We start from the raw sequence: 23,876 nt of genomic DNA, 5'->3' as shown, positions 1-23,876 counted from the left end.
GCATTTCCTCCTCCCTCCCTCTCATTCCCCCAGGAAGCTTTCAAAAAGCACCGGCTCTTTCTTCCCAGGCCAGCGCAAGCCGCTGGCCTTTTTCTTGGGCGCACCTCGTCGCCCCAACCATCCCCATCACATGTTCTGAACGCGCCACGTCGCTGGTGACCGTTCCTGCATTCGCACACTCTTTTTCTTACCGATAACTTACAAAATATTCATACCCGTGATATACACGCGCATCTCCCACTGAAAATCATCATTGCCATGACATCCGACTACAAGGCCCTGCTGCAACAAAAAGCCGAGCTTGAGAAAAAAATCGACGCACTCATCCAGAATGCGAAAACCGATGCGATCGCTGAAGCAAAGGCGATGGTGCAGCAATATGGTTTGACGAAGGAGGATGTCTTCCCCTCCGCCAAGAGCAAGCCCGGCAAGGCCGGCAAGCGCAGCGTGGGAGAGCCCAAATTCCGCAACCCAGAAACCGGCGCCACCTGGACAGGCCGCGGCAAGCCGCCCAAATGGATAGAAGGCAAGGACCGCGCAAGCCTCGCCATCTGAGAATCGACACCGGGCGCCGGCCATGCCTCCAGTCGGCACCCCCCTATTCCGCCGCAATGCCATACCATGCGATTTCCAACACAAGGAGGAAACGCACATGAGCAAACAGAGCACAGAAACCCTGTTGGCAGCAGAACTGGCTGACCACTTCATAGAAGTCATCCTGTCCAACAAACCAGAGCTGCTGGTCTCGGGCATCGGCGGGGTGGCAGACCTGCACCACATACAGCATGGCGCCAAGGCCCTGGCGCATTTCCGCCTCACGCTGATCCAGGAACTGTCGCAACAGCCCATGCCAGACATGGGCAGCAGCTGAATCAACCCTGGGCCAGCCTCCTTGCCCCGCCCCCGCAGCCCGCGCGAAATCCGTGCGATTCTGACGACACCGCAGGACACTTGAAGGCAAAAAAAACCGCCACACGCTGAGGTCATCAGTGTGTGGCGGTGTCTTGGATGGTGGAGCTGGCGGGAATTGAACCCGCGTCCGCAAGCCTTCGCCGGGCAGATCTACATGTTTAGCGTTCTGTTTTGAGTCTCGCCTCCCAAGTCGCGCAGGCGCACGCTACCCGGGATGCCAGCTTCCTTGGATCTTGCCACGTACTAAGAAGCCCAGCACGCAGCCAGCTGATGTAAATTCCCTTGCAGCCGGGAGGTATTGCTACCCCCTTGCCCAGCCCATCAGCGTGCTGTTGCAAGGCTCACCGGATTTAAGCGGCGAGTGCGAAACGTTCGTCGTTTGCAGTTAGTTTTTTGAATGGAGATTTACGAGCGTCACTCAAGCTCGACATGCACCACACCGGTCCCGAACCCACGTCGAAACCAGGACAGCCCCAAGGCTCCTATCTTAGCCTCTTTCCAGCAGTTTCAAGAGCTCCAGTGGAGAATAGATTTGCGCATCCGCCTGCCACTGCAGCGTATCGCCCGCTGCGCCGAGGTAGCCGTAGCAGGCCGCCACGGTCTTCATGCCTGCGGCCTTGCCTGCAACGATGTCGCGCTCATCATCACCCACATAGACAAAACACTGCGGAGGCAGGCCGATACGCGCGGCAGCTTCCAGCAACGGCGCTGGATGGGGCTTTGCGTGGGGCGTGGTATCACCGCTGACGATGGCACCAGCGCTCGCGAAAAGCGGCATCTGCTGCGTCAGCGGATCGGTGAAACGCATGGATTTGTTGGTGACCACTCCCCAGGGTATGGATGCCGCCTGGAGCTGTGCAATGAGCTCCGGGACACCATCGAACGCATAGGTGCGCTCGGTCATGCACTGCTCGTAGTTGCGGAAAAACTCCTCGCGCATCTCCGGAAACTCCGGCGAGTCAGGCGTGAGCCCGAAGCCCACGCCCAGCATCCCCCGTGCCCCGGCGCCCGCCATGGGCCGATACCGCTCATAGGGAAGCGACTGCAGGCCACGGTCAATGCGCATCCTGTCTGCGGCCGCACCCAGGTCGGGTGCACTGTCGATCAAGGTGCCGTCCAGGTCGAACAGAACAGCTCGGACTTCTTGCCACATGCGGCTCACCCTTCTGCCCGGCGCGTTGCCAGCATGTAATTCACCGACGTGTCCGCGCTGAGCCAGTAGCGCCCGGTGATGGGGTTGTGCTGCAGACCCTTGCTGGCCTGAAGGTCAAGGCCCGCCTGACGGGCAAACATGGCGAGTTCGCTGGGCTGGATCAGCTTGGCGTACTCATGCGTCCCCTTGGGAATCATCTTGAGCAGGTACTCCGCCGCCACAATGGCCAGACCAAAGGCCTTGGCACTGCGGTTGATCGTGGAGAAGAACACCCAGCCTCCGGGCTTGACCAGCTCGGCGCAGGCCGCGACCACGGAAGCGGGATCGGGCACATGCTCGAGCATCTCCATGCAGGTCACCACGTCAAAGGAGCCCGGCTGCTCCTCGGCCAGACGTTCCACGCTGACTTCGTGGTAATGGATGTTCGGAGTACCCGTTTCCAGCGCGTGCAACTGGGCCACACGCAATGCCTTGGTGGCCAAGTCGATGCCCACCACCTCTCTCGCCCCCTTGCGGGCCATGGAATCGGCGAGGATGCCGCCACCGCAGCCGACATCAAGGACCCTGCGGCCCTTCAAGGGAGCTTGCGCATCAATCCAGTCCAGGCGCAACGGATTGATCTGATGCAAAGGTTTGAACTCACTTTCCGGGTCCCACCAGCGATGGGCCAGGCTGGAGAATTTCTCCAGCTCCGCCGGGTCGGCATTGACGTTGATTGCGTTGCTCATGGCTCGATTGTCGGCGATTGCGACGACCGTTCGGCCATAAAAAAAGCCCCGTTGCCGGGGCTTTTGCGGGAAGCAATCGAAAGATTACTGAGCGGCGCGGGTGCCGACCACTTCGATTTCCACGCGACGGTTCTTTGCGCGGCCTTCCTTGGTCTTGTTGTCGGCGATGGGCTGCTTTTCGCCCTTGCCTTCAGTGTAGACGCGGTTCTTTTCGATGCCCTTGGACACCAAGTAAGCCTTCACAGCTTCAGCGCGGCGAACCGACAGCTTCTGGTTGTAGGCGTCAGAGCCAACGGAGTCGGTGTGACCGACGGCGATGACCACTTCCAGGTTGATGCCCTTGACCTTGGAGGCCAGGTCATCCAGCTTGGCCTTGCCTTCGGGCTTCAGAACCGACTTGTCGAAGTCGAAGAAAGCGTCAGCAGAGAAGGTCACCTTGGAAGCCACGGCCGGAGCGGGAGCCGGTGCCGGAGCGGGAGCTGCCGGAGCGGGCGTTGCGGCAGGAGCCACAGCGGCTGCCACAGGCTTCAGAGCACCGTCGCAGTCAGCTGCTGCAGTGGCGGGCGTCCAGTTGGCATCGCGCCAGCACAGTTCGTTCGTGCCGTTCTTCCACACCAGTTCGCTGGTGCCGTTTTGCCAGTTGTCGATGGTCTTGCCACCGTCAGCAGCCTTCACTTGTGCGCCAGCAGCCGTTGCGAGGGCGGCAGAGGCAAACAACATCGCCACTTTGTTCAGTTTCTTCATGGTTCTCCTCTTGGGGAAAAAGCCGCAGCAGGGCTGCGAATCTGTGGACGTTATCAGTGACCATCACCAAAAACGTTGAATTGATTGTGCCATACGTCACAAGCAGACGGACCGCCAAGCGGGCGCCAACAAGTAGGACAGCGGCGGAATTCCAGGGTTATGTTGCTCGGCTGCTACACGTCATTCGACCTAAAATGGGCCTTTTCCCGCCGTCAGAGTATCGCCACACATGACCCAGTTTGCTAAAGAAACCCTGCCCATCAGCCTCGAAGAGGAGATGCGTCGCAGCTATCTCGATTACGCAATGAGCGTGATCGTGGGCCGGGCGCTGCCCGATGCGCGAGATGGTCTCAAGCCTGTGCATCGGCGCGTGCTGTTCGCCATGCACGAGCTCAACAACGACTGGAACCGGCCGTACAAGAAGTCGGCGCGTATCGTCGGCGACGTGATCGGCAAGTACCACCCGCACGGAGACAGTGCGGTGTACGACACCATCGTGCGCATGGCACAGGATTTCTCGCTGCGCCACATGCTGGTCGACGGGCAGGGCAACTTCGGTTCGGTGGACGGGGACAGCGCGGCGGCGATGCGTTACACCGAAATCCGCCTGTCCAAGATCTCCCACGAGATGCTGGGCGACATCGACAAGGAGACGGTGGACTACGGCCCGAACTACGACGGCAGCGAGCGCGAGCCGCTGGTGCTGCCTGCGCGGTTGCCCAACCTGCTGGTCAATGGCTCCTCGGGCATTGCCGTGGGCATGGCCACCAACATTCCTCCGCACAACCTCAACGAGGTGGTGGATGCCTGCCTGCACCTGCTGCAGACGCCTCAGGCCACCATCGACGAGCTGATGGAGATCATTCCCGCGCCAGACTTCCCCACGGCCGGCATCATCTATGGCATCAACGGTGTCAAGGAAGGCTACCGCACGGGTCGCGGACGCGTGGTGATGCGCGCCAAGTGCCACTTCGAGGACATCGATCGCGGCCAGCGCCAGGCCATCATCGTTGACGAGCTGCCCTACCAGGTCAACAAGAAGACGCTGCAGGAGCGCATGGCAGAGCTGGTGCACGAGAAGAAGATCGAAGGCATCAGCCACATCCAGGACGAGTCCGACAAGTCGGGCATGCGCCTGGTGATCGAGCTCAAGCGTGGCGAAGTGCCCGAGGTCGTGCTCAACAACCTGTACAAGCTGACCCAGCTGCAAGACACCTTCGGCATGAACATGGTGGCGCTGGTCGATGGCCAGCCCAAGCTGTGCAATCTGAAGGATCTGGTCGAGGTCTTCCTGCAGCACCGCCGCGAAGTGGTTACGCGCCGCACGGTGTATGAGCTGCGCAAGGCGCGCGAGCGCGGCCATGTGCTGGAAGGCCTGGCGGTCGCGCTGGCCAATATCGACGACTTCATCGCCATCATCCGCAACGCGCCGACGCCGCCTGTGGCCAAGGCCGAGCTGATGACGCGCAACTGGGACAGCAAGCTGGTGCGCGAGATGCTCACGCGCACCCGCACCGATGGCGGCGTGGTCAACGCCGACGACTACCGCCCCGACGGGCTGGAGCGCGAATTCGGCATGCAGTCCGATGGCCTGTACCGCCTGTCCGAAACCCAGGCCCAGGAAATCCTGCAGATGCGCCTGCAGCGACTGACCGGCCTGGAGCAGGACAAGATCGTCGCCGAGTACAAGGACGTGATGTCCGTCATCGAGGACCTGCTGGACATCCTGTCCAAGCCCGAGCGCGTGTCGGCCATCATTGGCGACGAGCTCAAGCAGATCAAGGCCGAGTTCGGCCAGAGCAAGGTCGGCGCCCGCCGCAGCACGGTCGAGTACAGCGCGCAGGACCTGTCCACCGAGGACCTGATCACGCCCACCGACATGGTGGTCACGCTCAGCCACACGGGCTACATCAAGAGCCAGCCGCTGTCCGAGTACCGCTCGCAAAAGCGCGGCGGACGCGGCAAGCAGGCCACGGCCACCAAGGAAGACGACTGGATCGACCAGCTGTTCATCGCCAACACGCACGACTACCTGCTGTGCTTCTCCAACCGCGGCCGCCTGTACTGGCTCAAGGTCTGGGAAGTGCCCGCAGGTTCGCGCGGCTCGCGCGGACGCCCCATCGTCAACATGTTCCCGCTGCAGGATGGCGAGAAGATCAACGTGGTGCTGCCGCTGACGGGCGAGTACCGCAGCTTCCCGGCCGACCACTATGTGTTCATGTCCACCAGCATGGGCACCGTGAAGAAGACGGCGCTGGACGAGTTCTCCAACCCGCGCAAGGCCGGCATCATCGCCGTGGGCCTGGACGAGGGCGACTTCCTGATCGGCGCAGCCCTCACCGACGGCAAGCATGACGTGATGCTGTTCAGCGACGGCGGCAAGGCCGTGCGCTTCGACGAAAACGACGTGCGCCCCATGGGCCGCAACGCGCGTGGCGTCAAGGGCATGAACCTGGAAGAAGGCCAGAGCGTGATCGCCATGCTGGTGGCCGAAGACGAGTCGCAAAGCGTGCTCACGGCCACCGAGAACGGCTACGGCAAGCGCACCTCCATCGTGGAGTACACGCGCCATGGCCGCGGCACCAAGGGCATGATTGCCATCCAGCAATCCGAGCGCAACGGCAAGGTCGTCGCCGCCACCCTGGTGCATGCCGATGACGAAATCATGCTGATCACCGACACTGGCGTGCTGGTGCGCACCCGGGTCTCGGAAATCCGCGAACTGGGCCGCGCCACCCAGGGCGTGACGCTGATCTCCCTGGACGAAGGCGCCAAGCTCGGCGGCCTGCAGCGCATCGTTGAAAACGATGCCAACGAAGTCGAGGACGAGGCCACGGGCGAGGAGGCCGCAGGCGGCGACGAAGCCGCTGCCGAAGGCACGGGCGAGCCCGCCTGATGACCCAGCCGCCGCTGGGGCTGCCTCCCGCACCGGGAGCTCAGTCCCAGCGGCGGCTCAGATTTTTGACAGTTGCAGGCACCGCCCGAACTGGCGCCTGTGCGTGACTTGACAGTGAACTCCATGAACCGCCCTTACAACTTCTCCGCCGGCCCCGCCGCCATTCCCGCCGAAGTGCTGCAGCAGGCAGCCGCCGAAATGCTCGACTGGCACGGGTCCGGCATGAGCGTGATGGAGATGAGCCACCGCGGCAAGGAGTTCATCTCCATCTATGAACAGGCCGAGGCCGACCTGCGCGAGCTGCTGGCCGTACCGCCCGAGTTCAAGATCCTGTTCATGCAGGGTGGCGGCCTGGCCGAGAACGCCATCGTTCCCCTGAACCTCTCGCGCGCAGGCACGGTGGACTTCGTGCTCAGCGGCAGCTGGAGCCAGAAGTCGGCCAAGGAAGCACGCAAGTACGTGGCCGACGCGCACATCGCGGCCAGCGGCGAGGACGGCAAGTTCACCGCCCTGCCCGCCCCCGAGAGCTGGCAACTGAGCCGCGGCGCCAGCTACGTGCACATCTGCAGCAACGAAACCATCCATGGCGTGGAGTTCCAGGAGCTGCCCGACCTGAAGGCGCTGGGCTGCGATGCTCCGCTGGTGGTTGACTTCTCCTCGCACGTGGCCTCGCGCCCCGTCGATTGGAGCCGCGTTGGCCTGGCATTCGGCGGCGCGCAGAAGAACCTGGGCCCTGCCGGCCTGACCCTGGTCATCGTGCGCGAGGATCTGCTGGGCCACGCCTTGCCGGCCTGCCCTTCGGCCTTCGACTACAAGACCGTGGCCGACAACCAGTCGATGTACAACACGCCGCCGACGTGGGGCATCTACATCGCAGGCCTCACGTTCCAATGGATCAAGCGCCAGACCGAAGGCGGCCTGACCGGCGTGGCCGCCCTGGAGGCGCGCAACATCGCCAAGGCCGACCTGTTCTACCAGTACGTGGACCAGTCCTCGTTCTACGTGAACAAGGTCGCTGCCAATTGCCGCTCGCGCATGAACATACCCTTCTTCCTGCGCGACGAATCGCGCAATGACGCCTTCCTGGCCGGAGCCCGGGAACGCGGCCTGCTGCAGCTCAAGGGCCACAAGTCCGTCGGCGGCATGCGTGCCAGCATCTACAACGCCATGCCCATCGCTGGCGTGCAGGCGCTGGTGGAGTACATGCGCGAATTCGAACAGCGCAACGCCTGACCGACCCACACTCCCGCCCATGAGCACCACACCCCAAGCCTCTCCCGATCTGGCGCATCTGCGCGTGCAGATCGACGATATCGACCAGCAACTGCTGGATCTGCTGAACCGACGTGCCCGCGTGGCAGAGCAGGTCGGCGAGGTCAAGAAGCGTGAAGGCACGCCCTTCTTCCGCCCGGACCGCGTGGCCCAGGTCATACAGAAGATCGAGTCCGCCAACCCCGGCCCGCTCAAGAACGGCCATGTCTCGGCCATCTGGCGCGAGATCATGTCGGCCTGCCTGGCGCTGGAGTCGCCCCAGCGCGTGGCCGTGCTGGGCCCGGCGGGCACGTTCTGCGAGGAAGCCGCCATCCAGTACTTCGGCGGCGCGGCCGATTTGATGTACTGCAACAGCTTCGACGAGGTGTTCCACGCCACGGCCGCAGGCAGCGCGCAGTACGGCGTGGTGGGCGTGGAGAACTCCAACGAAGGCGTGGTCACGCGCTCGCTGGACATGTTCCTGCACACGCCCTGCCACGTGGTGGGCGAGGTCAGCCTGCTGGTGCGCCACAACCTGCTTCGCAGCAGCAACACGACCGAGGGCATCGAGGTCGTGGCAGCCCATCCCCAGGCCCTGGCCCAGTGCCAGGGCTGGCTGGCCAAGCACCTGCCGCATGCCGAGCGCCGCCCGGTGTCCAGCAATGCCGAAGGCGCCCGCCTGGCAGCGCTGCATCCCAACATCGCCGGCCTGGCCAGCGAACGCGCAGCCCAGCAATTCGGCCTGCATGTGGTGGCGCATGCCATCCAGGACGATGCCTACAACCGCACGCGCTTCGCCGTCATCTGCCTGCCGCACACGCTGGCCACGCCCTCGCCCAGCGGCCAGGATTGCACCAGCATCATCATCTCCGTGCCCAACCGCCCCGGCGCCGTGCATGACCTGCTGGTGCCGCTCAAGAGGCACGGCGTGTCGATGACGCGCTTCGAGTCGCGCCCCGCGCGCACCGGCCAGTGGGAGTACTACTTCTACATCGACCTCGAAGGCCACCCGGCACAGCCCAACGTGGCCAGCGCGCTGGAAGAGTTGCGCGGCCTGTGCGCCTTCTACAAGGTGCTGGGCACCTACCCGGTATCCAAGTGATGCAGCCCTTTGAACAACTGGGCCTGATCGGCTGCGGCCTCATGGGCGGCTCGTTCGCCCTGGCGCTCAAGCAGGCAGGGCTGGTCAAGCGCGTCGTGGGCTACAGCAAGTCGCCTTCGACGACCGAACGCGCTCGCCAGATGGGCGTCATCGATGTGGAGGCCCCCTCCGCCCTGCTGGCCGCCGCCGGTGCCGACCTGGTGCTGCTGGCCGTGCCCGTGGCGGCGACCGAGGCCACGCTCAAGTCCATCAAGCACTTGGTCACGCCCGAGATGATGATCATGGACGTGGGCTCCACCAAGGTCGATGTGGTGCATGCCGCCCGCTCGGCCCTGCGCGACCAGCTCGGCTCCTTCGTCCCGGCCCACCCCATTGCAGGCAAGGAAGTCTCGGGCGTCGAGCACTCCGACCCCCAGCTGTACAAGGGCGCACAGGTCATCCTGACGCCCACCGAACGCACGCTGACCGACCACCTGCAAAAGGCCCGCTCCCTGTGGGAGCTGCTGGGCTGCCGCGTGCGCGCCATGTCGCCCGAAGCCCACGACAGTGCCTTTGCCACGGTCAGCCACCTGCCGCATCTGCTGGCCTTCGCCATGATGCAAAGCGTGATCACCCAGCCCGACTCCGACGACGTGCTGTCCCTGGCCGGCCCCGGCTTCCGAGACTTCACGCGCATTGCCGCAGGCGATCCCAAGATGTGGCGTGATGTGCTGCTGGCCAACAGCGAGCAGGTTCTGGCACAGTCACGCCAGTTCCAGCAGGCGCTGCAGCAACTCGAATCCCTGATCCAGGCCGGTGACGGACAAGGTCTTGAAGACCACCTGACCCTGGCCAGCGCCGCGCGCGCCCATTGGCGCATGGGCGCTCCGCGCCGCTGACGCGCAACGCAGGGCAAGCGCCAGACGCAAGCCCGGCGCACCCAAAGCGCTCCTGTGCATTGCGGCCGGCGCGGCCGCAATGCCTCCCGACAGCCTGTTTGCATCCGAATTGCCATGTTCAGTACCGCCTTCCTCGATATCCCCCCTCTTTCCCGCGCGCAGGGCACGGTGAGCCTGCCGGGCTCCAAGAGCATCTCGAACCGCGTGCTGCTGCTCGCGGCACTGAGCCAGGGCACGACCGTGGTCCACGACCTGCTCGACTCGGACGACACGCGCGTCATGCTCCGGGCCCTGCAGCAACTGGGCTGCACGGTGGAGCCCACGACCATCACCCTCGGCCAGCCCGTGCGCATCACCGGCCTGGGCGGCGTCCTGCCCTCTGGCGCCAGCGCCGAACTGTTCATGGGCAACGCCGGCACGGCCATGCGGCCGCTGACGGCAGCCCTGTCCGTGCTGGGCGGCGACTTCAAGCTCAGCGGCGTGCCGCGCATGCATGAGCGCCCCATCGGCGATCTGGTCGATGCGCTGCGCCAGCTCGGCTGCCGCATCGACTATCTGGGCAACGAGGGCTTTCCTCCGCTGCACATCCGCCAGCCCGATTTCTCGCAGCTGCCGCACAGCCCCATCCAGGTGCGTGGCGATGTCTCCAGCCAGTTCCTGACCTCGCTGCTGATGGCGCTGCCGCTGCTGGCCAACACACGCGACATCACCATCGAAGTCGTGGGCGAGCTGATCTCCAAGCCCTACATCCACATCACGCTGGAATTGCTGGCCCGCTTCGGCATTGCCGTGCACAACGAGAACTGGCAGCGCTTCACCATCCCGGCCGGCAGCCGCTACAGCTCGCCGGGCGAGATCCATGTCGAGGCAGACGCCTCGTCGGCCAGCTACTTCATCGCACTGGGCGCCATCGCCTCGGACAGCGCCGAAGGCATCCGCATCCTCGGCGTGGGACTGGACTCCATCCAGGGCGATATCCGCTTTGTCGAGGCCGCGCGCGCCATGGGCGCCGAGGTGGAAGGCGGCCCCAACTGGCTGCGCATCCGCCGTGGCGCATGGCCGCTCAAGGCCATCGACCTGGACTGCAACCACATCCCCGATGCCGCCATGACGCTGGCCGTCATGGCCCTGTATGCCGATGGCACGACCACGCTGCGCAATATCGCAAGCTGGCGTGTCAAGGAAACCGACCGCATCGCGGCCATGACCAAGGAGCTGCGCAAGCTGGGCGCCGACGTCGAGGAGGGTGCGGACTACATCCGCATCACGCCGCCCGCGTCCACCGCCGCATGGCGTGCGGCCAGCATCCACACCTATGACGACCACCGCGTGGCCATGTGCTTTTCGCTGGCGGCCTTCAACCCGGCCGCCCTGCCCGTGCGCATCGAAGACCCCAAGTGCGTCGCCAAGACCTTCCCCGACTACTTCGAGGCCCTGTTCTCGGTCTGCGAGACGGCCCGCGCGCGCATTCCCGTGATCTGCATCGATGGCCCCACGGCCTCGGGCAAGGGCACGATTGCCGCCGAGGTCGCCCAGGCTCTTGGCTACCACCTGCTGGACTCGGGCGCGCTGTACCGGCTCACGGGACTGGCCGCATCGCGCGCCGGCCTGGTGCTGGACGAACCGCACGCCCAGCAGATCGCCGTGCTGGCGCGCGAGCTGCCCGTGCGCTTTGACGCCGAGCAGCGCATCTGGCTGGGTGACGAGGATGTCACCCTCATCCTGCGCAGCGAGGAGTCGGGCATGAACGCCTCGCGCGTCTCGGCCCTGCCTGCCGTGCGCGACGCGCTGGTGGACCTGCAGCTGTCCTTCCAGCAGCTTCCGGGGCTGGTTGCCGACGGCCGCGACATGGGCACGGTGATCTTTCCCCATGCTCCCCTCAAGGTCTATTTGTCGGCCTCCGCCGCCTGTCGCGCCGAGCGCCGGCATAAGCAGTTGATTTCCAAAGGAATTGCCGCTAACATAAGCGCCCTTCGGGCTGACCTTGAAGCACGCGATGCGCGGGACATGAACCGCAGCGTCGCACCGCTCAAGCCCGCCCAGGATTCCATGCTGCTTGACAGCTCCGAGCTCTCCATCGAAGAGGTGGCAGAGCAGGTGCTTTCGTGGTGGCAGGAACGCCAGCCGTTCGGCCGCGACTGATTGCCAGTTGCGCCGCACGGTCGGCAAACCCGCCCTCCGGGCCCAGACATGGCGGCACCGCCCCATGTACGGCCCGAGGTCCATAGACTCCAACACCGTGGTTGAACCCACAACACCTCCGCAAACAGTCCTAGAAACGCCTGGCAATAGTGCCGGCGGAAACCTGTTTGCGGGCAAGGAAATACATGTCTGAATCTTTTGCCTCCCTGTTTGAAGAATCGCTGCAACGCACGGAAATGCGTCCTGGCGAGGTCATCACCGCTGAAGTCGTGCGCGTCGAGCACAACTTCGTCGTCGTGAACGCTGGCCTGAAGTCGGAAGCCTACGTGCCAATCGACGAATTCAAGAACGACCAGGGAGAAATCGAAGTCCAGGTGGGCGACTTTGTGTCGGTCGCCATCGGCTCGATCGAAAACGGCTACGGCGACACCATCCTGTCGCGCGACACCGCCAAGCGCCTGGCCTCGTGGCTGGCTCTGGAAAAGGCCCTGGAATCGGGCGAATTCGTGACCGGCACGACCTCCGGCAAGGTCAAGGGCGGCCTGACGGTGCTGGTCAACGGCATCCGCGCCTTCCTGCCCGGTTCGCTGATCGACACCCGTCCGATCAAGGACCTGACTCCGTACGAAAACAAGACGATGGAGTTCAAGGTCATCAAGCTGGACCGCAAGCGCAACAACGTGGTGCTGAGCCGCCGCGCCGTGGTCGAAGCCTCGATGGGCGAAGAGCGCGCCAAGCTGATGGAAACGCTGAAGGAAGGCGCCATCGTTCAAGGCGTGGTCAAGAACATCACCGAATACGGTGCGTTCGTGGACCTGGGCGGCATCGACGGCCTGCTGCACATCACCGACATGGCATGGCGCCGCGTGCGTCATCCCTCGGAAGTCGTGCAGGCTGGCCAGGAAATCACCGCCAAGATCCTCAAGTTCGACACCGAGAAGAACCGTGTCTCGCTGGGTCTGAAGCAAATGGGCGACGACCCGTGGATGGGCGTTTCGCGCCGCTACCCCTCGAGCACCCGTCTGTTCGGCAAGGTCACGAACATTGCCGACTACGGCGCGTTCGTCGAGCTGGAACCCGGCATCGAAGGCCTGGTGCACGTCTCCGAAATGGACTGGACCAACAAGAACATTGCTCCGACCAAGCTCGTTACCCTGGGTGACGAAGTCGAAGTCATGGTGCTGGAGATCGACGAAGACAAGCGTCGCATCTCGCTGGGCATGAAGCAGTGCAAGGCCAACCCCTGGCAAGAGTTCGCGCAGAACACCAAGCGCGGCGACCGCGTCAAGGGCCCGATCAAGTCGATCACCGACTTCGGCGTCTTCGTGGGCCTGGCTGCCGGTATCGACGGCCTGGTGCACCTGTCCGACCTGTCCTGGAACGAGCCCGGCGAAGCTGCCGTGCGCAACTACAAGAAGGGCCAGGAAGTCGAAGCCATCGTGCTGGCCGTGGACGTCGAGCGCGAGCGCATCTCCCTGGGCATCAAGCAGCTGGACAGCGATCCCTTCACGACCTTCGTGACCGTGAACGACAAGGGCCAGATCGTGTCGGGCAAGGTCAAGACGGTGGACGCACGTGGTGCTGAAATCGACCTGGGCGAAGACATCATCGGTTACCTGCGTGCTTCGGAAATCGCCGTGGACCGCGTGGAAGATGCCCGCTCGGTGCTGAAGGAAGGCGACGAGATCACCGCCGTGGTGGTCAATGTGGATCGCAAGACCCGCAACATCCAGCTGTCGATCAAGGCCAAGGACCAGGTCGACCAGCAAGAAGCCATGGCTTCCCTGTCCGCTCAGTCGGCCAAGGAAAACGCCGGCACGACCAGCCTGGGCGCCCTGCTGCGCGCCAAGCTGGACAACTCCGACAAGTAATCAGCAGCCAGTCTGCTGACCGCTGAAGGTCGGATGCGACGGGCGCCTCCGGGCGCCCGTCGCCATTTCAACCCCTGATTCCTATCCTTGATGACCCGATCCGATCTCGTCGAAGAACTCGCCGCCCGCTTTGGCCAACTGAGCCAGCGCGATGCCGAGCAGGCCGTCAAGACGATTCTTGACGCCGTCAGCGATGCCCTGGTGCGAGGCCATCGCATCGAAATCCGCGGCTTTGGCAGTTTCTCGGTCAACCATCGCCCGCCCCGCATGGGCCGCAATCCCCGCAGTGGCGAGGCTGTCCACATTCCGTCCAAGCGCGTGCCGCACTTCAAGCCCGGCAAGGCCCTGCGCGAAGCCGTGGACCTGCGCCCCGGTGCGGCCATCGATACAGACAACACAGGCTCCGGCACAGGCACCGGCCCTGCCGCCTGAAAGCGGGCTGACCAGCTGCGCGCGCCGCAGCCACCCTCTCCGTCAGGCTCTAGAATCGTTCCCGTCACACAAGGGAACACATGAAGTACTTCCTGTGGCTGCTCAAGGCGGCCATTTTTTTTACGCTGTTCGCTTTCGCCCTGAACAACCAGCAGGACGCGACGGTGCACTTCTTCTTCGGCACCTCCTGGACTGCGCCACTGGTACTGGTGGTGCTGGCCGCCTTCGCCCTGGGCCTGATCGTGGGCGTTCTGGGCATGGTGCCGCGCTGGCTCAAGCACCGCAACGCCGCGCGCTCGACCCAGGTCACGGTACCTGCAGCGGCCGATGCACCGGCAGCGGCCACGGTGCCCAAGGCTGCCCCATCCCCCATCCTGCCGGGCGACGTGCATGGAATTTGATCTGAGCTGGATATTGCTGGGCCTGCCCGTCGCCTTCGTGCTGGGCTGGCTGGCCTCGCGCTGGGACCTGAGGCAGATTCGCGCCGAAAACCGCCAGGCGCCCAAGGCCTATTTCAAGGGTCTGAACTTCCTGCTCAACGAGCAGCAGGACAAGGCCATCGACGCCTTCATCGAAGCCGTGCAGAACGACCCCGACACTTCGGAGCTGCACTTCGCGCTGGGCAACCTCTTTCGCCGCCGTGGCGAATACAACCGCGCCGTGCGCGTGCACGAACACCTGCTGTCGCGCGGCGACCTCAGCCGCGTGGACCGCGACCGCGCCCAGCACGCGCTGGCCCAGGACTTTCTGAAGGCAGGCCTGCTCGATCGCGCCGAGGACGCGCTGCGCCGCTTGGAAGGCACGGCCTTCGAGGCCGAAGCCCGCCTGGCCCTGCTGGCCATCTACGAACGCTCGCGCGACTGGACACAGGCCGCCGCCATTGCGCGCCGCATGCAGGAAGCCAACCAGGGCGACTTCAGCGGCCGCCTGGCCCACTACCTCTGCGAAGACGCCCAGGCCCTGTTGACCCAGGGCCAGCAGGCCGAGGCACTACAGCGGCTGCAGCAGGCCATCACCACCGCCCCACAGGCCGCACGCCCGCGCCTGGAGCACGCGCAGCTGCAGCACCGCATGGGGCAATCGGCCCAGGCCCTGCACACGTTGGAAAGCCTGGCCGAGCAGTCCCCAGCCTCGCTGCCGCTGGCGGCTCAGCTGCTGGTGGACATTGCCGCCGCCACGGGCCAGCGCCAGCACATCCACCAACTGCTCAGCCAGCAGTACGAGCAGGCACCCTCGCTGGATCTGCTGCAGGCGCTGGTCGCGCTGGACGCTCAAATTGAAGAACAGAGCAACGATGGTGAAACCAAGGCACCGGGACGCGCACGCCTGGTCCAGCATCTGGACAGGGAGCCCTCACTGGTGGCTGCCGCGCAGTGGCTGGCAGGCGAGAAGCTGGCCGAGGAGCAATACCACCCGGCCGTGCAACGCGCGCTGGACCACGCGGCCAAACCGCTGACCCGCTACCGCTGCGCGGCCTGCGGCTTCGAGGCACGCCAGCATTTCTGGCATTGCCCCGGCTGCCAGAGCTGGGACAGCTATCCGGCCCGGCGCGTCGAGGAGCTGTGATGCGGGGCAGGCGCGAGAAACAGCTCCACCCCCTGCATCGCGTCACCCCCATTGGCAAACACGGCATGGACGGTGTATTTTCAGAGTATTCCTAGAAACCGCCTTGGCAGGCGCATGGCCATTGGCTTTGCACACGTTCGGCCATGCCTGCACGGGCCTGCTGGCCCCCTTCACCGCCTAGCCGCACGCCAAGGCCCTGCATAAGATGCCTCTGGGTCGCAATGTTGCGGCCCTCAACATTTTGGGATCAGGAGGTTTGTATGTTCAGAAAACTGATGGCTGGCTTCATTGCACTGCTGTGGTCCGTGATGGCCCTGGCTGCCGTGGAGGTCAACAAGGCGAATGAAGCCGAACTGACATCCATCAAGGGCATTGGCCCGGCCATGTCGGCGCGCATTCTCGAGGAGCGCAAATCCTCCGCCTTCAAGGACTGGCCCGATTTCATTGCCCGCGTCAAAGGCGTGGGCGAACCGACCGCCGCCAAGTTCTCGGGTGACGGCCTGACGGTCAATGGCACCAGCTACAAGGGCCAGGGAGCCAAGCCCGATGCAAAGGACACGGCGGCCAAGGACACCAAGGACACGGCAGCCAAAGGCGCCAAGCCGACCAAGGACCAGGCCGCCAAACCGGCAACGCCGGCCAAGGCCGGCGCGGCCTCCTGAGTACGCCAACTGTCTCTATTCAACCCGCTTCGGCGGGTTTTTCATGCGTACTACCCTCGGGGTACGCGCGGCCATAGCCTGAAACATGCTCAGGTTTTCATAGCGAAGCAAAAAACCTTGCCCGTAAAATGAACCGCCCATGCCCCTGATCACCCTCATCCTCCTACCCTTCATCGGCAGCCTGATTGCCGCAATGCTGCCCGCCAATGCGCGCAATACGGAGTCAACGCTGGCCGGCGTCATTGCCCTCGGCTGCGCCATCCAGACGGCATTGCTGTTCCCCCAGATCGCCGATGGAGAGGTGCTGCGCCAGGAGATCGAGTGGCTGCCGGCACTGGGGCTGAATCTGGTGATCCGCATGGACGGCTTTGCCTGGATGTTCTGCATGCTGGTGCTGGGCATCGGTTCGCTGGTGGTGCTTTATGCGCGCTACTACATGTCGCCGGCCGATCCCGTGCCGCGCTTTTTCTCGTTTTTTCTGGCCTTCATGGGCGCGATGGCGGGCGTGGTGCTGTCGGGCAACATCATCCAGATTGCCTTCTTCTGGGAGCTGACCAGCCTCTTCTCCTTTCTTCTGATCGGATACTGGCACCATCGCAAGGATGCACGCCGGGGCGCGCGCATGGCGCTGACGGTGACGGGAACGGGCGGCCTGGCCATGCTGGCCGGCATGCTGGTGCTGGGCCACATCGTGGGCAGCTATGACCTGGACAACGTGCTCATCGCCGGCCAGCAGGTGCGCGACCACCAGTTGTACCTGGTCGCCCTGGTGCTGATCCTGCTGGGCGCGCTGACCAAGAGCGCGCAGTTCCCCTTCCACTTCTGGCTGCCGCACGCCATGGCCGCGCCCACGCCGGTGTCGGCCTACCTGCACTCCGCCACCATGGTCAAGGCCGGCGTCTTCCTGCTGGCGCGCATGTGGCCCGTGCTGGGTGACACCGATGCCTGGTTCTGGCTGGTGGGCGGAGCAGGCGCTGCAACGCTGCTCATCGGTGGCTATCTGGCCATGTTTCAGCACGATCTCAAGGGATTGCTGGCCTATTCGACGATTTCCCACCTGGGCCTGATCACGCTGCTGCTGGGCCTCAACAGCAAGCTGGCCGCCGTGGCTGCGGTGTTCCACATCATGAACCACGCGACCTTCAAGGCCTCGCTGTTCATGGCCGCAGGCATCGTTGACCATGAAAGCGGCACGCGCGACATCCGCCGCCTCTCGGGCCTGCGGCACATGATGCCCATCACGGCCACGCTGGCCTGCGTGGCCAGTGCGGCCATGGCGGGCGTGCCGCTGCTCAACGGCTTCCTGTCCAAGGAGATGTTCTTCGCAGAGACCGTCTACCTGGACGCTGCCCCCTGGGTGCGCACGGCCCTGCCCGTGGCCGCCACGGTGGCGGGCATGTTCAGCGTGGCCTATTCGCTGCGCTTCACCATCGACGTCTTCTTCGGCCCCAAGGCCACCGACCTGCCGCACGAGCCGCACGAGCCGCCGCACTGGATGCGCGTGCCCGTCGAATTGCTGGTGCTGGCCTGCCTGGTGGTCGGCATGCTGCCGGCGTGGGCGGTGGGCAGCTTCCTTGCAGCGGCCGCCACGCCCGTGGTCGGCGGCGATCTGCCCGAGTACAGCCTGGCCATCTGGCACGGCTGGAACATGCCCTTGATCATGAGCCTGGTCGCCCTGATTGGCGGCATCCTGCTGTACATGCTGCTGCGCTGGCAGCGCCAGGCCGGCCATATCGATACCGCACCGCTGGTGGGCACGCTCAGCGGCCAGCGCATCTTCGAGAACCTGCTGGCCCGCCTGTCCCTGCTGGGCCGCTGGTCGCGCCGGTGCCTGTCCACAATGCGCCTGCAGTGGCAGATGCTGTGGCTGGTCTGCACCGCCGTGCTGGCGGGCGTTCTGCCGCTGTGGCTGCAGGGCATCAAGCTGGGCGATCGGGGCATGCTGCCGCTGTCGCCCGCCTTCGTGCTGCTGTGGTCGGTGGGCATTCTCTGCGCCCTGGGCACGGCCTGGAAGGCCAAGTACCACCGGCTGACCGCGCTGATCATGCTGGGCGGTGCCGGCCTGTGCACCTGCCTGACCTTCCTGTGGTTCTCGGCGCCCGATCTGGCGCTGACCCAGCTGGTGGTCGAGGTCGCCACCACGGTGCTGATGCTGCTGGGCCTGCGCTGGATGCCCAAGCGCGACAAGAGCCTGCACATTCCCGTGCTGTCCGCCGAGCTGCGTGCCCGCTCGCGCCGCATGCGCGACCTGCTGCTGTCGCTGGTGGCCGGGGGCGGCATGGCCTGGCTGGCCTTCGCCATGATGAGCCGCCCCTTCTATGACGGCGCCTCCACCTTCTTCCTCGAACATGCGCTCAGCGACGGCGGCGGCACCAATGTGGTCAACGTCATGCTGGTGGACTTCCGTGGCTTCGACACCTTCGGCGAAATCGTGGTGCTGGGCATCGTGGCCCTGGTGGTCTATGCCCTGCTGCGGCGCTTCCGCCCAGCCCGCGAGACGCTGGACCTGCCCGAACAGCAGCGCTACGTGCCAGGCGACCTGCAGACCGATCTGTTCAATCCGCGCAATGCCGGCGATACGGCCGTGGGCTACCTGATGGTGCCCGCCGTGCTGGTCCGCCTGCTGCTGCCTTTCGCGGCCCTGGTCTCGGTCTACATCTTCATGCGCGGCCACAACGAACCCGGAGGCGGCTTCGTCGCCGGCCTGGTGTTCTCGGTCGCCTTGCTGATGCAGTACATCATCTCCGGCACGCAGTGGGTCGAGGCCCACTTGCCGATCTTCCCGCGCCGATGGATCGGTGTCGGCCTGCTGTTCGCACTGGGTACCGGCATGGGCTCCATCGTGGCCGGCTATCCCTTCCTCACCAGCCACACCTTCCATATGACCCTGCCAGTCGTCGGCGACGTGCATCTCGCCAGCGCCCTGTTCTTCGACATCGGTGTGTTCTCGCTGGTGGTGGGCGCGACCATGCTCATTCTGACGGCCATCGCCCACCAATCGGTGCGCAGCCACCGCTACCACGCCCGCCTGCTGGAGGAGCAGCAACAACAGGCCGAGGAGGCCGAAGCCGCCGTGCAGCAGGCCACCGCCGCAGCCCTGGCGCGAGGAGGTTTCTGATGGAAGTCGTGCTTGCCATTGCCATCGGCGTACTGACCGGCTCGGGCGTGTGGCTGCTGCTGCGCCCACGGACCTACCAGGTCATCATGGGGCTGGCCCTGCTGTCGTATGCGGTCAACCTGTTCATCTTCAGCATGGGCCGCCAGGGCCTGGCCATTGACAAGGAGCCCGTGCTGCGGGCCGGCGTGCCGCAGGATCTCGCGCACTATGCCGATCCCATGCCCCAGGCGCTGGTGCTCACGGCCATCGTGATCGGCTTTGCCATGACGGCGCTGTTCCTGGTGGTGCTGCTGGCCTCGCGCGGCACCACCGCCACCGACCATGTGGACGGAGCCCATTCCCGCACCGAGCAGGAGATGCCATGAACGAGCTGACCGCCCGTCTCATGCCGCACCTGATGCTGGCGCCCATCGTGCTGCCCATGCTCTCGGCAGCGCTGATGCTGCTGCTGCGCGAGGAGCGCCAGCGCGTGAAGTTCGCCCTTGGCCTGGTGTCCACCGTGCTGGGCCTGGGCGTGGCCGTGCTGCTGATGCTGTGGACCGACCAGGCCGGCGCACCCGTCAACCTGGGCGTCTACATGCCGGGCAACTGGCCCATGCCCTTCGGCATCTCGCTGGCGCTGGACCGCCTGACCGGCATGATGCTGGTGCTGACCTACACGGTGGCCCTGGCCTCGCTGATCTTCTCCAGCGCCCGCTGGCACCGCGCGGGGATGCACTTTCACTCGCTGTTCCAGTTCCAGCTGATGGGCCTGAGCGGCGCCTTCCTCACGGCGGACCTGTTCAACCTGTTCGTGTTCTTCGAGATCATGCTCGCGGCCTCCTACGGCCTGTTGCTGCATGGCTCGGGCCGGGCGCGCATCCAGGCGGGCCTGCACTACATCGCCATCAACCTGGCCGCCTCGTCGCTGTTCCTCATCGGCGTGTCCATGCTCTACGGCCTGACCGGCACGCTGAACATGGCCGACCTGGCGCGCGCCATTCCCCAGATCAGCAGTGCCGACCGCGGGCTGCTGCATTCGGCAGCGGCCATCCTGGGCATCGCCTTCCTGACCAAGGCGGCCATGTGGCCGCTGAACTTCTGGCTGGTGCCGGCCTACAGCGCGGCCACCGCGCCCGTTGGTGCCGTATTTGCGCTCATGACCAAGGTGGGCGTCTACGTGGTGCTGCGGCTGTGGACGCTGCTGTTCAGCTCCGAGGCCGGCTCCTCCGCCCTGTTCGGCAGCACCTGGCTGATCGTCGGCGGCATGCTGACCATGGCCTTCGGGGGCCTGGGCATGCTGGGCTCGCAGCGCCTGACGCATATCGCGGGCTTTGCGGCCATCCTGTCGTCAGGCACCCTGCTGGCTGCCACGGGCTTTGGCCAGAACGCGCTGACGGCGGGGCTGCTGTACTACCTGCCCAGCTCCACCCTGGCCGTGAGCGCGCTCTTCCTGATTGCCGACGTGGTGGACCGCTGGCGCGTGGACGACGACGCGGGCGAGCCCTATGAAGACGACGAGGCGCCCTTCCTCAACGCCGAGCTGCTTCCCACCGAGGGATTCAACCTTGACGAATCCGAAGAGGTGCTGATCGGCCGCGCCATTCCCGCCGCAGCCGCCTTCATCGGCCTGAGCTTCATGCTGGCCACCCTGGTGGTTACCGGCCTGCCGCCGCTGTCGGGCTTCGTGGGCAAGTTCGCCATGCTGTCTGCCCTGCTCAACCCCCTGGGCCTGGGCAACTCCAGCGGCTTCCAGGCCGGCTGGGCCGGCTGGGTGCTGGTGGCGCTGATGATCATCACCGGGCTGCTGGCCCTGCTGTCGCTGGTTCGCGCCGGCATACGCCACTTCTGGGCGACCGAGGAGCAGAACTCCCCCTCGCTGCGCGTGGTCGAAGGCCTGCCCATCGCCTTGCTGCTGGCCTGCTGCGTGGCACTGACGATGCGCGGCGGCGAGCTGATGGGCTACACCCAGCGCGCAGCCGATGCGCTGCTGGCACCCGATGTCTATGTGCGCTCCGTCATGGGCACGCAGCCGGAGCCCAGCCCGGCAGAAAAGAAGGCCCGCCTGGAAGCCGGCCCTGAAGGCGCGGCACGCGCCGCGGCCCAGGCCAGTGGCGCGCCCATACCCGCAGGCATAGGCGATGCAGGCACGACGGCGGGCAAGGAGGATTCCCGATGATGAAAACCCTGCTGCCCGCGCCGCTGCTGTCGGTGGCGCTGTTCCTGCTGTGGCTGCTGCTCAACCGTTCGTTCAGCAGTGGACAGATCCTGCTCGGCGCATTGCTGGGCCTGCTGCTGCCGCTGCTGCTGCGCGGCCTGCGCCCCTTGCCCGTGCGGGTGCGCCATCCGCTGACCATCCTGCGCCTGGCGCTGCGCGTGGTCTGGGACACCTCGGTGTCCAACTTCAACGTCGTGCGGTTCATGCTGTTTCCGGGCATGCGCAAGCACCCGGCCAACTTCGTGCGCATCCCGCTGGAACTGCGCGACCCCAACGGCCTGGCCGTGCTCGCCATGATCGTGTGCATCACGCCCGGCACGGCCTGGGCCGAGATCTCGCGCGACCGCTCTCAGCTCATGCTGCATGTGCTGGAGGTCGATGATCCCGAGGAGATCGTCCAGCACGTCAAGCGTTGCTACGAGCGCCCCCTGATGGAGATTTTCGAATGATGCCCTGGTTCCACTGGACTTTGATGTTCGCGCTGGGCCTGCTGGTCGCGGCCATGGGCTGCGCCGTGCTGCGCCTGCTCAAGGGCCCGCACGCCCAGGACCGCGTGCTGGCGCTGGACTGCATGTACCTCAACGGCATGCTGGCCATGCTGCTCATGGGCATCATCTACGACAGCACAAGCTACTTCGAGGCGGCCTTGCTGGTCGCGCTGTTCGGCTGCGTGGGCTCCACCGCCATGGCCAAGTTCCTGCTGCGCGGCGAGGTGATCGAATGACGCCGGAGACCACACTGCCGCTGTGGTGCCAGATCCTGGTTGCCGCGCTGGCGCTGGGCGGCGCCATCATCGCCTTCCTGGGCTCCATGGGACTGTGGCGGCTGGGCAGCTATTTCGAGCGCGTGCATGCGCCCTCCATCATCGCCACCATGGGCTGCTGGCTGATCATGCATGCCACCTGGATCTACTTTTCCGTCAGTGGCCAGAGCCTGGCCGTGCATGCGCTGCTGATTGCGGTCTTCATTTCGGTGACCGTGCCCATCACCACCATCTTCCTGATGCGCGCAGCCCTGTTCCGCGCGCGCCGTGCGGGCCAGGACGTGCCGCCGCCGCTGAGCACCGTCGTGCGCAACGAACCGGCCGAGCACCCGGACGTCTGAAATCGCTTGCGGCGCCTGCAAATGCCCGCCCATTGCCGGTGGCGGGCCCCAGGCCAAGGCCCTGCCCAACTGCTCAGCATACGAATCTGCCACCGGCCCCGTCAATGCGCAAAGCAACGGATACGCGAGCCCCGCGGCTATGAGTTTGTGAGCGTATAGTGCAGTCATCATCTGCGCTGGCAACGCATTTGATGGAACGGCCACAGGCGTGGCCGCCCTGGGTTTTTCTGTGTACGAGGGTTCATGCAAATCTCTTCCCCCCTGACCGATACCGATCTGGCCAACGGCTGGTCGGCCCTTCACAACCAGGCGCACAACGGCATGGCATTGCAGCAGAATTCCAATCGCCTCGCCTTCGCGGACCCGGAATTCATGTTCCGCCGCGAGACCCGCGGCATCCGCATGCAGCTGGAGCTGCTCAAGCCCGACCTGGCGCAGATCGAACGCGGCATAGAAAACACCGTCGTGGTCTATGGCAGCGCGCGCTTCGTGGACCTGGAGCAGGCCGAGCAGCAACTGGCCGACGCGCAGGCCAGCGGCGATGCACAGCGCATTGCAGTGGCCGAGCGCGCCGTGCGCAACGCCCACCGCTACGAGCAGGCCCGCGCCTTCACGCGCATCGTGGCCGCCGACAGCCTGAACCAGCCGCCCGAGGAGCGCCTCTATATCTGCACCGGCGGCGGCCCCGGCATCATGGAGGCGGCCAACCGTGGCGCCCATGATGTGGGCGCACCCAGCATCGGCCTGAACATCGAGCTGCCGCACGAGCAAAACGGCAACCGCTTCATCTCGCCGGACCTGAGCTTCAAGTTCCACTACTTCGCCTTGCGCAAGATGCATTTCATGATGCGCGCCAAGGCCCTGGTGGCCTTCCCCGGCGGCTTCGGCACGCTGGACGAGCTGTTCGAGGTGCTGACCCTGATGCAGACCGGCAAGACGCATTCCGTGCCCGTGATCCTGTTCGGCACCGAGTTCTGGAAGCGGCTGCTCAACATCGACCTGATGATCGAGGAAGGCACGATCTCGCCCAAGGACCTGCAGCTGTTCCGCTATACCGATGATCCGGTGGAGGCCTGGGCGCTGATCAAGCAGTTCCACGCTGGCGGCTGGTAAGCCGCAG

General features: G+C 65.0%; 22 protein-coding genes and 1 other RNA gene. 19 read left to right on the top strand and 4 right to left on the bottom strand.

From position 1 onward, the window contains the following. Window positions 1–258 precede the first annotated feature (258 nt). Window positions 259–555 carry an H-NS histone family protein gene (locus KDK82_RS05465; protein ID WP_088164209.1) on the top strand — a complete coding sequence of 99 codons (297 nt, stop codon included), beginning with the start codon at window positions 259–261 and terminating at the stop codon, window positions 553–555. A 97-nt stretch (window positions 556–652) separates the two neighbouring features. After that, window positions 653–871: a hypothetical protein gene (locus KDK82_RS05460; RefSeq protein ID WP_013801634.1), complete on the top strand. Its 219-nt coding sequence runs from the start codon at window positions 653–655 to the stop codon at window positions 869–871. 138 nt (window positions 872–1,009) lie between these two features. Here KDK82_RS05460 and ssrA read toward each other — a convergent pair. The 4 genes from ssrA to ompA form a co-directional block, all read right to left on the bottom strand. Beyond that, window positions 1,010–1,387: a transfer-messenger RNA gene (gene ssrA / locus KDK82_RS05455) on the bottom strand. Window positions 1,388–1,399: 12 nt separating this feature from the next. After that, window positions 1,400–2,065: an HAD family hydrolase gene (locus KDK82_RS05450; RefSeq protein ID WP_088164208.1), complete on the bottom strand. Its 666-nt coding sequence runs from the start codon at window positions 2,063–2,065 to the stop codon at window positions 1,400–1,402. A 5-nt stretch (window positions 2,066–2,070) separates the two neighbouring features. After that, window positions 2,071–2,793: a bifunctional 2-polyprenyl-6-hydroxyphenol methylase/3-demethylubiquinol 3-O-methyltransferase UbiG gene (gene ubiG / locus KDK82_RS05445; RefSeq protein ID WP_012206516.1), complete on the bottom strand. Its 723-nt coding sequence runs from the start codon at window positions 2,791–2,793 to the stop codon at window positions 2,071–2,073. 84 nt (window positions 2,794–2,877) lie between these two features. After that, window positions 2,878–3,537, bottom strand: a complete 660-nt coding sequence (gene ompA, locus KDK82_RS05440) for an outer membrane protein OmpA (RefSeq protein WP_012206517.1) — start codon at window positions 3,535–3,537, stop codon at window positions 2,878–2,880. Window positions 3,538–3,766: 229 nt separating this feature from the next. On the opposite strand from ompA, the gene gyrA reads away from it, so the two are divergent. From gyrA to KDK82_RS05355, 17 genes are all read left to right on the top strand, one after another. Further along, a complete protein-coding gene (gene gyrA / locus KDK82_RS05435) occupies window positions 3,767–6,433 on the top strand; it encodes a DNA gyrase subunit A (RefSeq protein ID WP_088164207.1) in 2,667 nt (888 codons plus the stop codon). A gap of 123 nt (window positions 6,434–6,556) precedes the next feature. Then, the gene (gene serC / locus KDK82_RS05430; protein WP_012206519.1) at window positions 6,557–7,666 is read left to right on the top strand and encodes a 3-phosphoserine/phosphohydroxythreonine transaminase; all 1,110 of its coding nucleotides are present in this window, start codon (window positions 6,557–6,559) and stop codon (window positions 7,664–7,666) included. 19 nt (window positions 7,667–7,685) lie between these two features. Then, window positions 7,686–8,786 carry a prephenate dehydratase gene (gene pheA, locus KDK82_RS05425; protein WP_013801628.1) on the top strand — a complete coding sequence of 367 codons (1,101 nt, stop codon included), beginning with the start codon at window positions 7,686–7,688 and terminating at the stop codon, window positions 8,784–8,786. Beyond that, entirely contained in the window at window positions 8,786–9,664 is an 879-nt protein-coding gene (locus KDK82_RS05420) for a prephenate dehydrogenase/arogenate dehydrogenase family protein (protein ID WP_088164206.1), read from the top strand. Before pheA ends, KDK82_RS05420 begins: the two co-directional genes overlap by 1 nt. Window positions 9,665–9,778: 114 nt before the next feature. After that, window positions 9,779–11,806, top strand: a complete 2,028-nt coding sequence (locus tag KDK82_RS05415) for a bifunctional 3-phosphoshikimate 1-carboxyvinyltransferase/cytidylate kinase (RefSeq protein ID WP_043820624.1) — start codon at window positions 9,779–9,781, stop codon at window positions 11,804–11,806. Window positions 11,807–11,973: 167 nt separating this feature from the next. After that, window positions 11,974–13,677, top strand: a complete 1,704-nt coding sequence (gene rpsA / locus KDK82_RS05410; protein ID WP_288124655.1) for a 30S ribosomal protein S1 — start codon at window positions 11,974–11,976, stop codon at window positions 13,675–13,677. Window positions 13,678–13,767: 90 nt separating this feature from the next. Next, window positions 13,768–14,109 carry an integration host factor subunit beta gene (locus tag KDK82_RS05405; protein ID WP_013801626.1) on the top strand — a complete coding sequence of 114 codons (342 nt, stop codon included), beginning with the start codon at window positions 13,768–13,770 and terminating at the stop codon, window positions 14,107–14,109. An 80-nt stretch (window positions 14,110–14,189) separates the two neighbouring features. Beyond that, window positions 14,190–14,510, top strand: coding sequence for a lipopolysaccharide assembly LapA domain-containing protein (locus KDK82_RS05400; RefSeq protein ID WP_088164205.1), 321 nt, complete (start codon window positions 14,190–14,192; stop codon window positions 14,508–14,510). After that, window positions 14,500–15,675: a lipopolysaccharide assembly protein LapB gene (lapB, locus tag KDK82_RS05395; protein ID WP_034395011.1), complete on the top strand. Its 1,176-nt coding sequence runs from the start codon at window positions 14,500–14,502 to the stop codon at window positions 15,673–15,675. Before KDK82_RS05400 ends, lapB begins: the two co-directional genes overlap by 11 nt. Before the next feature lie 260 nt (window positions 15,676–15,935). Next, complete coding sequence (locus tag KDK82_RS05390; RefSeq protein ID WP_088164204.1) at window positions 15,936–16,337, top strand: helix-hairpin-helix domain-containing protein; 402 nt, start codon at window positions 15,936–15,938, stop codon at window positions 16,335–16,337. A 139-nt stretch (window positions 16,338–16,476) separates the two neighbouring features. Continuing rightward, window positions 16,477–19,455 (top strand): monovalent cation/H+ antiporter subunit A, encoded by a 2,979-nt coding sequence (locus KDK82_RS05385; RefSeq protein WP_088164203.1) that lies wholly within the window; start codon window positions 16,477–16,479, stop codon window positions 19,453–19,455. Continuing rightward, entirely contained in the window at window positions 19,455–19,820 is a 366-nt protein-coding gene (locus tag KDK82_RS05380; protein ID WP_012206529.1) for a Na+/H+ antiporter subunit C, read from the top strand. The genes KDK82_RS05385 and KDK82_RS05380 overlap by 1 nt, the downstream gene beginning before the upstream one ends. Continuing rightward, the gene (locus tag KDK82_RS05375) at window positions 19,817–21,613 is read left to right on the top strand and encodes a monovalent cation/H+ antiporter subunit D (protein ID WP_012206530.1); all 1,797 of its coding nucleotides are present in this window, start codon (window positions 19,817–19,819) and stop codon (window positions 21,611–21,613) included. Before KDK82_RS05380 ends, KDK82_RS05375 begins: the two co-directional genes overlap by 4 nt. Then, window positions 21,610–22,101 carry a Na+/H+ antiporter subunit E gene (locus KDK82_RS05370; RefSeq protein ID WP_012206531.1) on the top strand — a complete coding sequence of 164 codons (492 nt, stop codon included), beginning with the start codon at window positions 21,610–21,612 and terminating at the stop codon, window positions 22,099–22,101. The genes KDK82_RS05375 and KDK82_RS05370 overlap by 4 nt, the downstream gene beginning before the upstream one ends. Then, window positions 22,098–22,376, top strand: a complete 279-nt coding sequence (locus KDK82_RS05365) for a K+/H+ antiporter subunit F (RefSeq protein WP_012206532.1) — start codon at window positions 22,098–22,100, stop codon at window positions 22,374–22,376. The genes KDK82_RS05370 and KDK82_RS05365 overlap by 4 nt, the downstream gene beginning before the upstream one ends. Beyond that, a complete protein-coding gene (locus KDK82_RS05360) occupies window positions 22,373–22,756 on the top strand; it encodes a monovalent cation/H(+) antiporter subunit G (protein ID WP_012206533.1) in 384 nt (127 codons plus the stop codon). Before KDK82_RS05365 ends, KDK82_RS05360 begins: the two co-directional genes overlap by 4 nt. A 243-nt stretch (window positions 22,757–22,999) precedes the next feature. Further along, window positions 23,000–23,869 carry an LOG family protein gene (locus KDK82_RS05355; RefSeq protein WP_013801619.1) on the top strand — a complete coding sequence of 290 codons (870 nt, stop codon included), beginning with the start codon at window positions 23,000–23,002 and terminating at the stop codon, window positions 23,867–23,869. Window positions 23,870–23,876 lie beyond the last annotated feature (7 nt).

Source organism: Delftia sp. K82 (assembly GCF_002193035.1).
Classification (GTDB): Bacteria; Pseudomonadota; Gammaproteobacteria; order Burkholderiales; family Burkholderiaceae_C; genus Comamonas; species Comamonas acidovorans.
The sequence above is the reverse complement of the archived record's forward strand: the minus strand, read 5'-3'. Positions and strand labels throughout refer to the sequence as shown.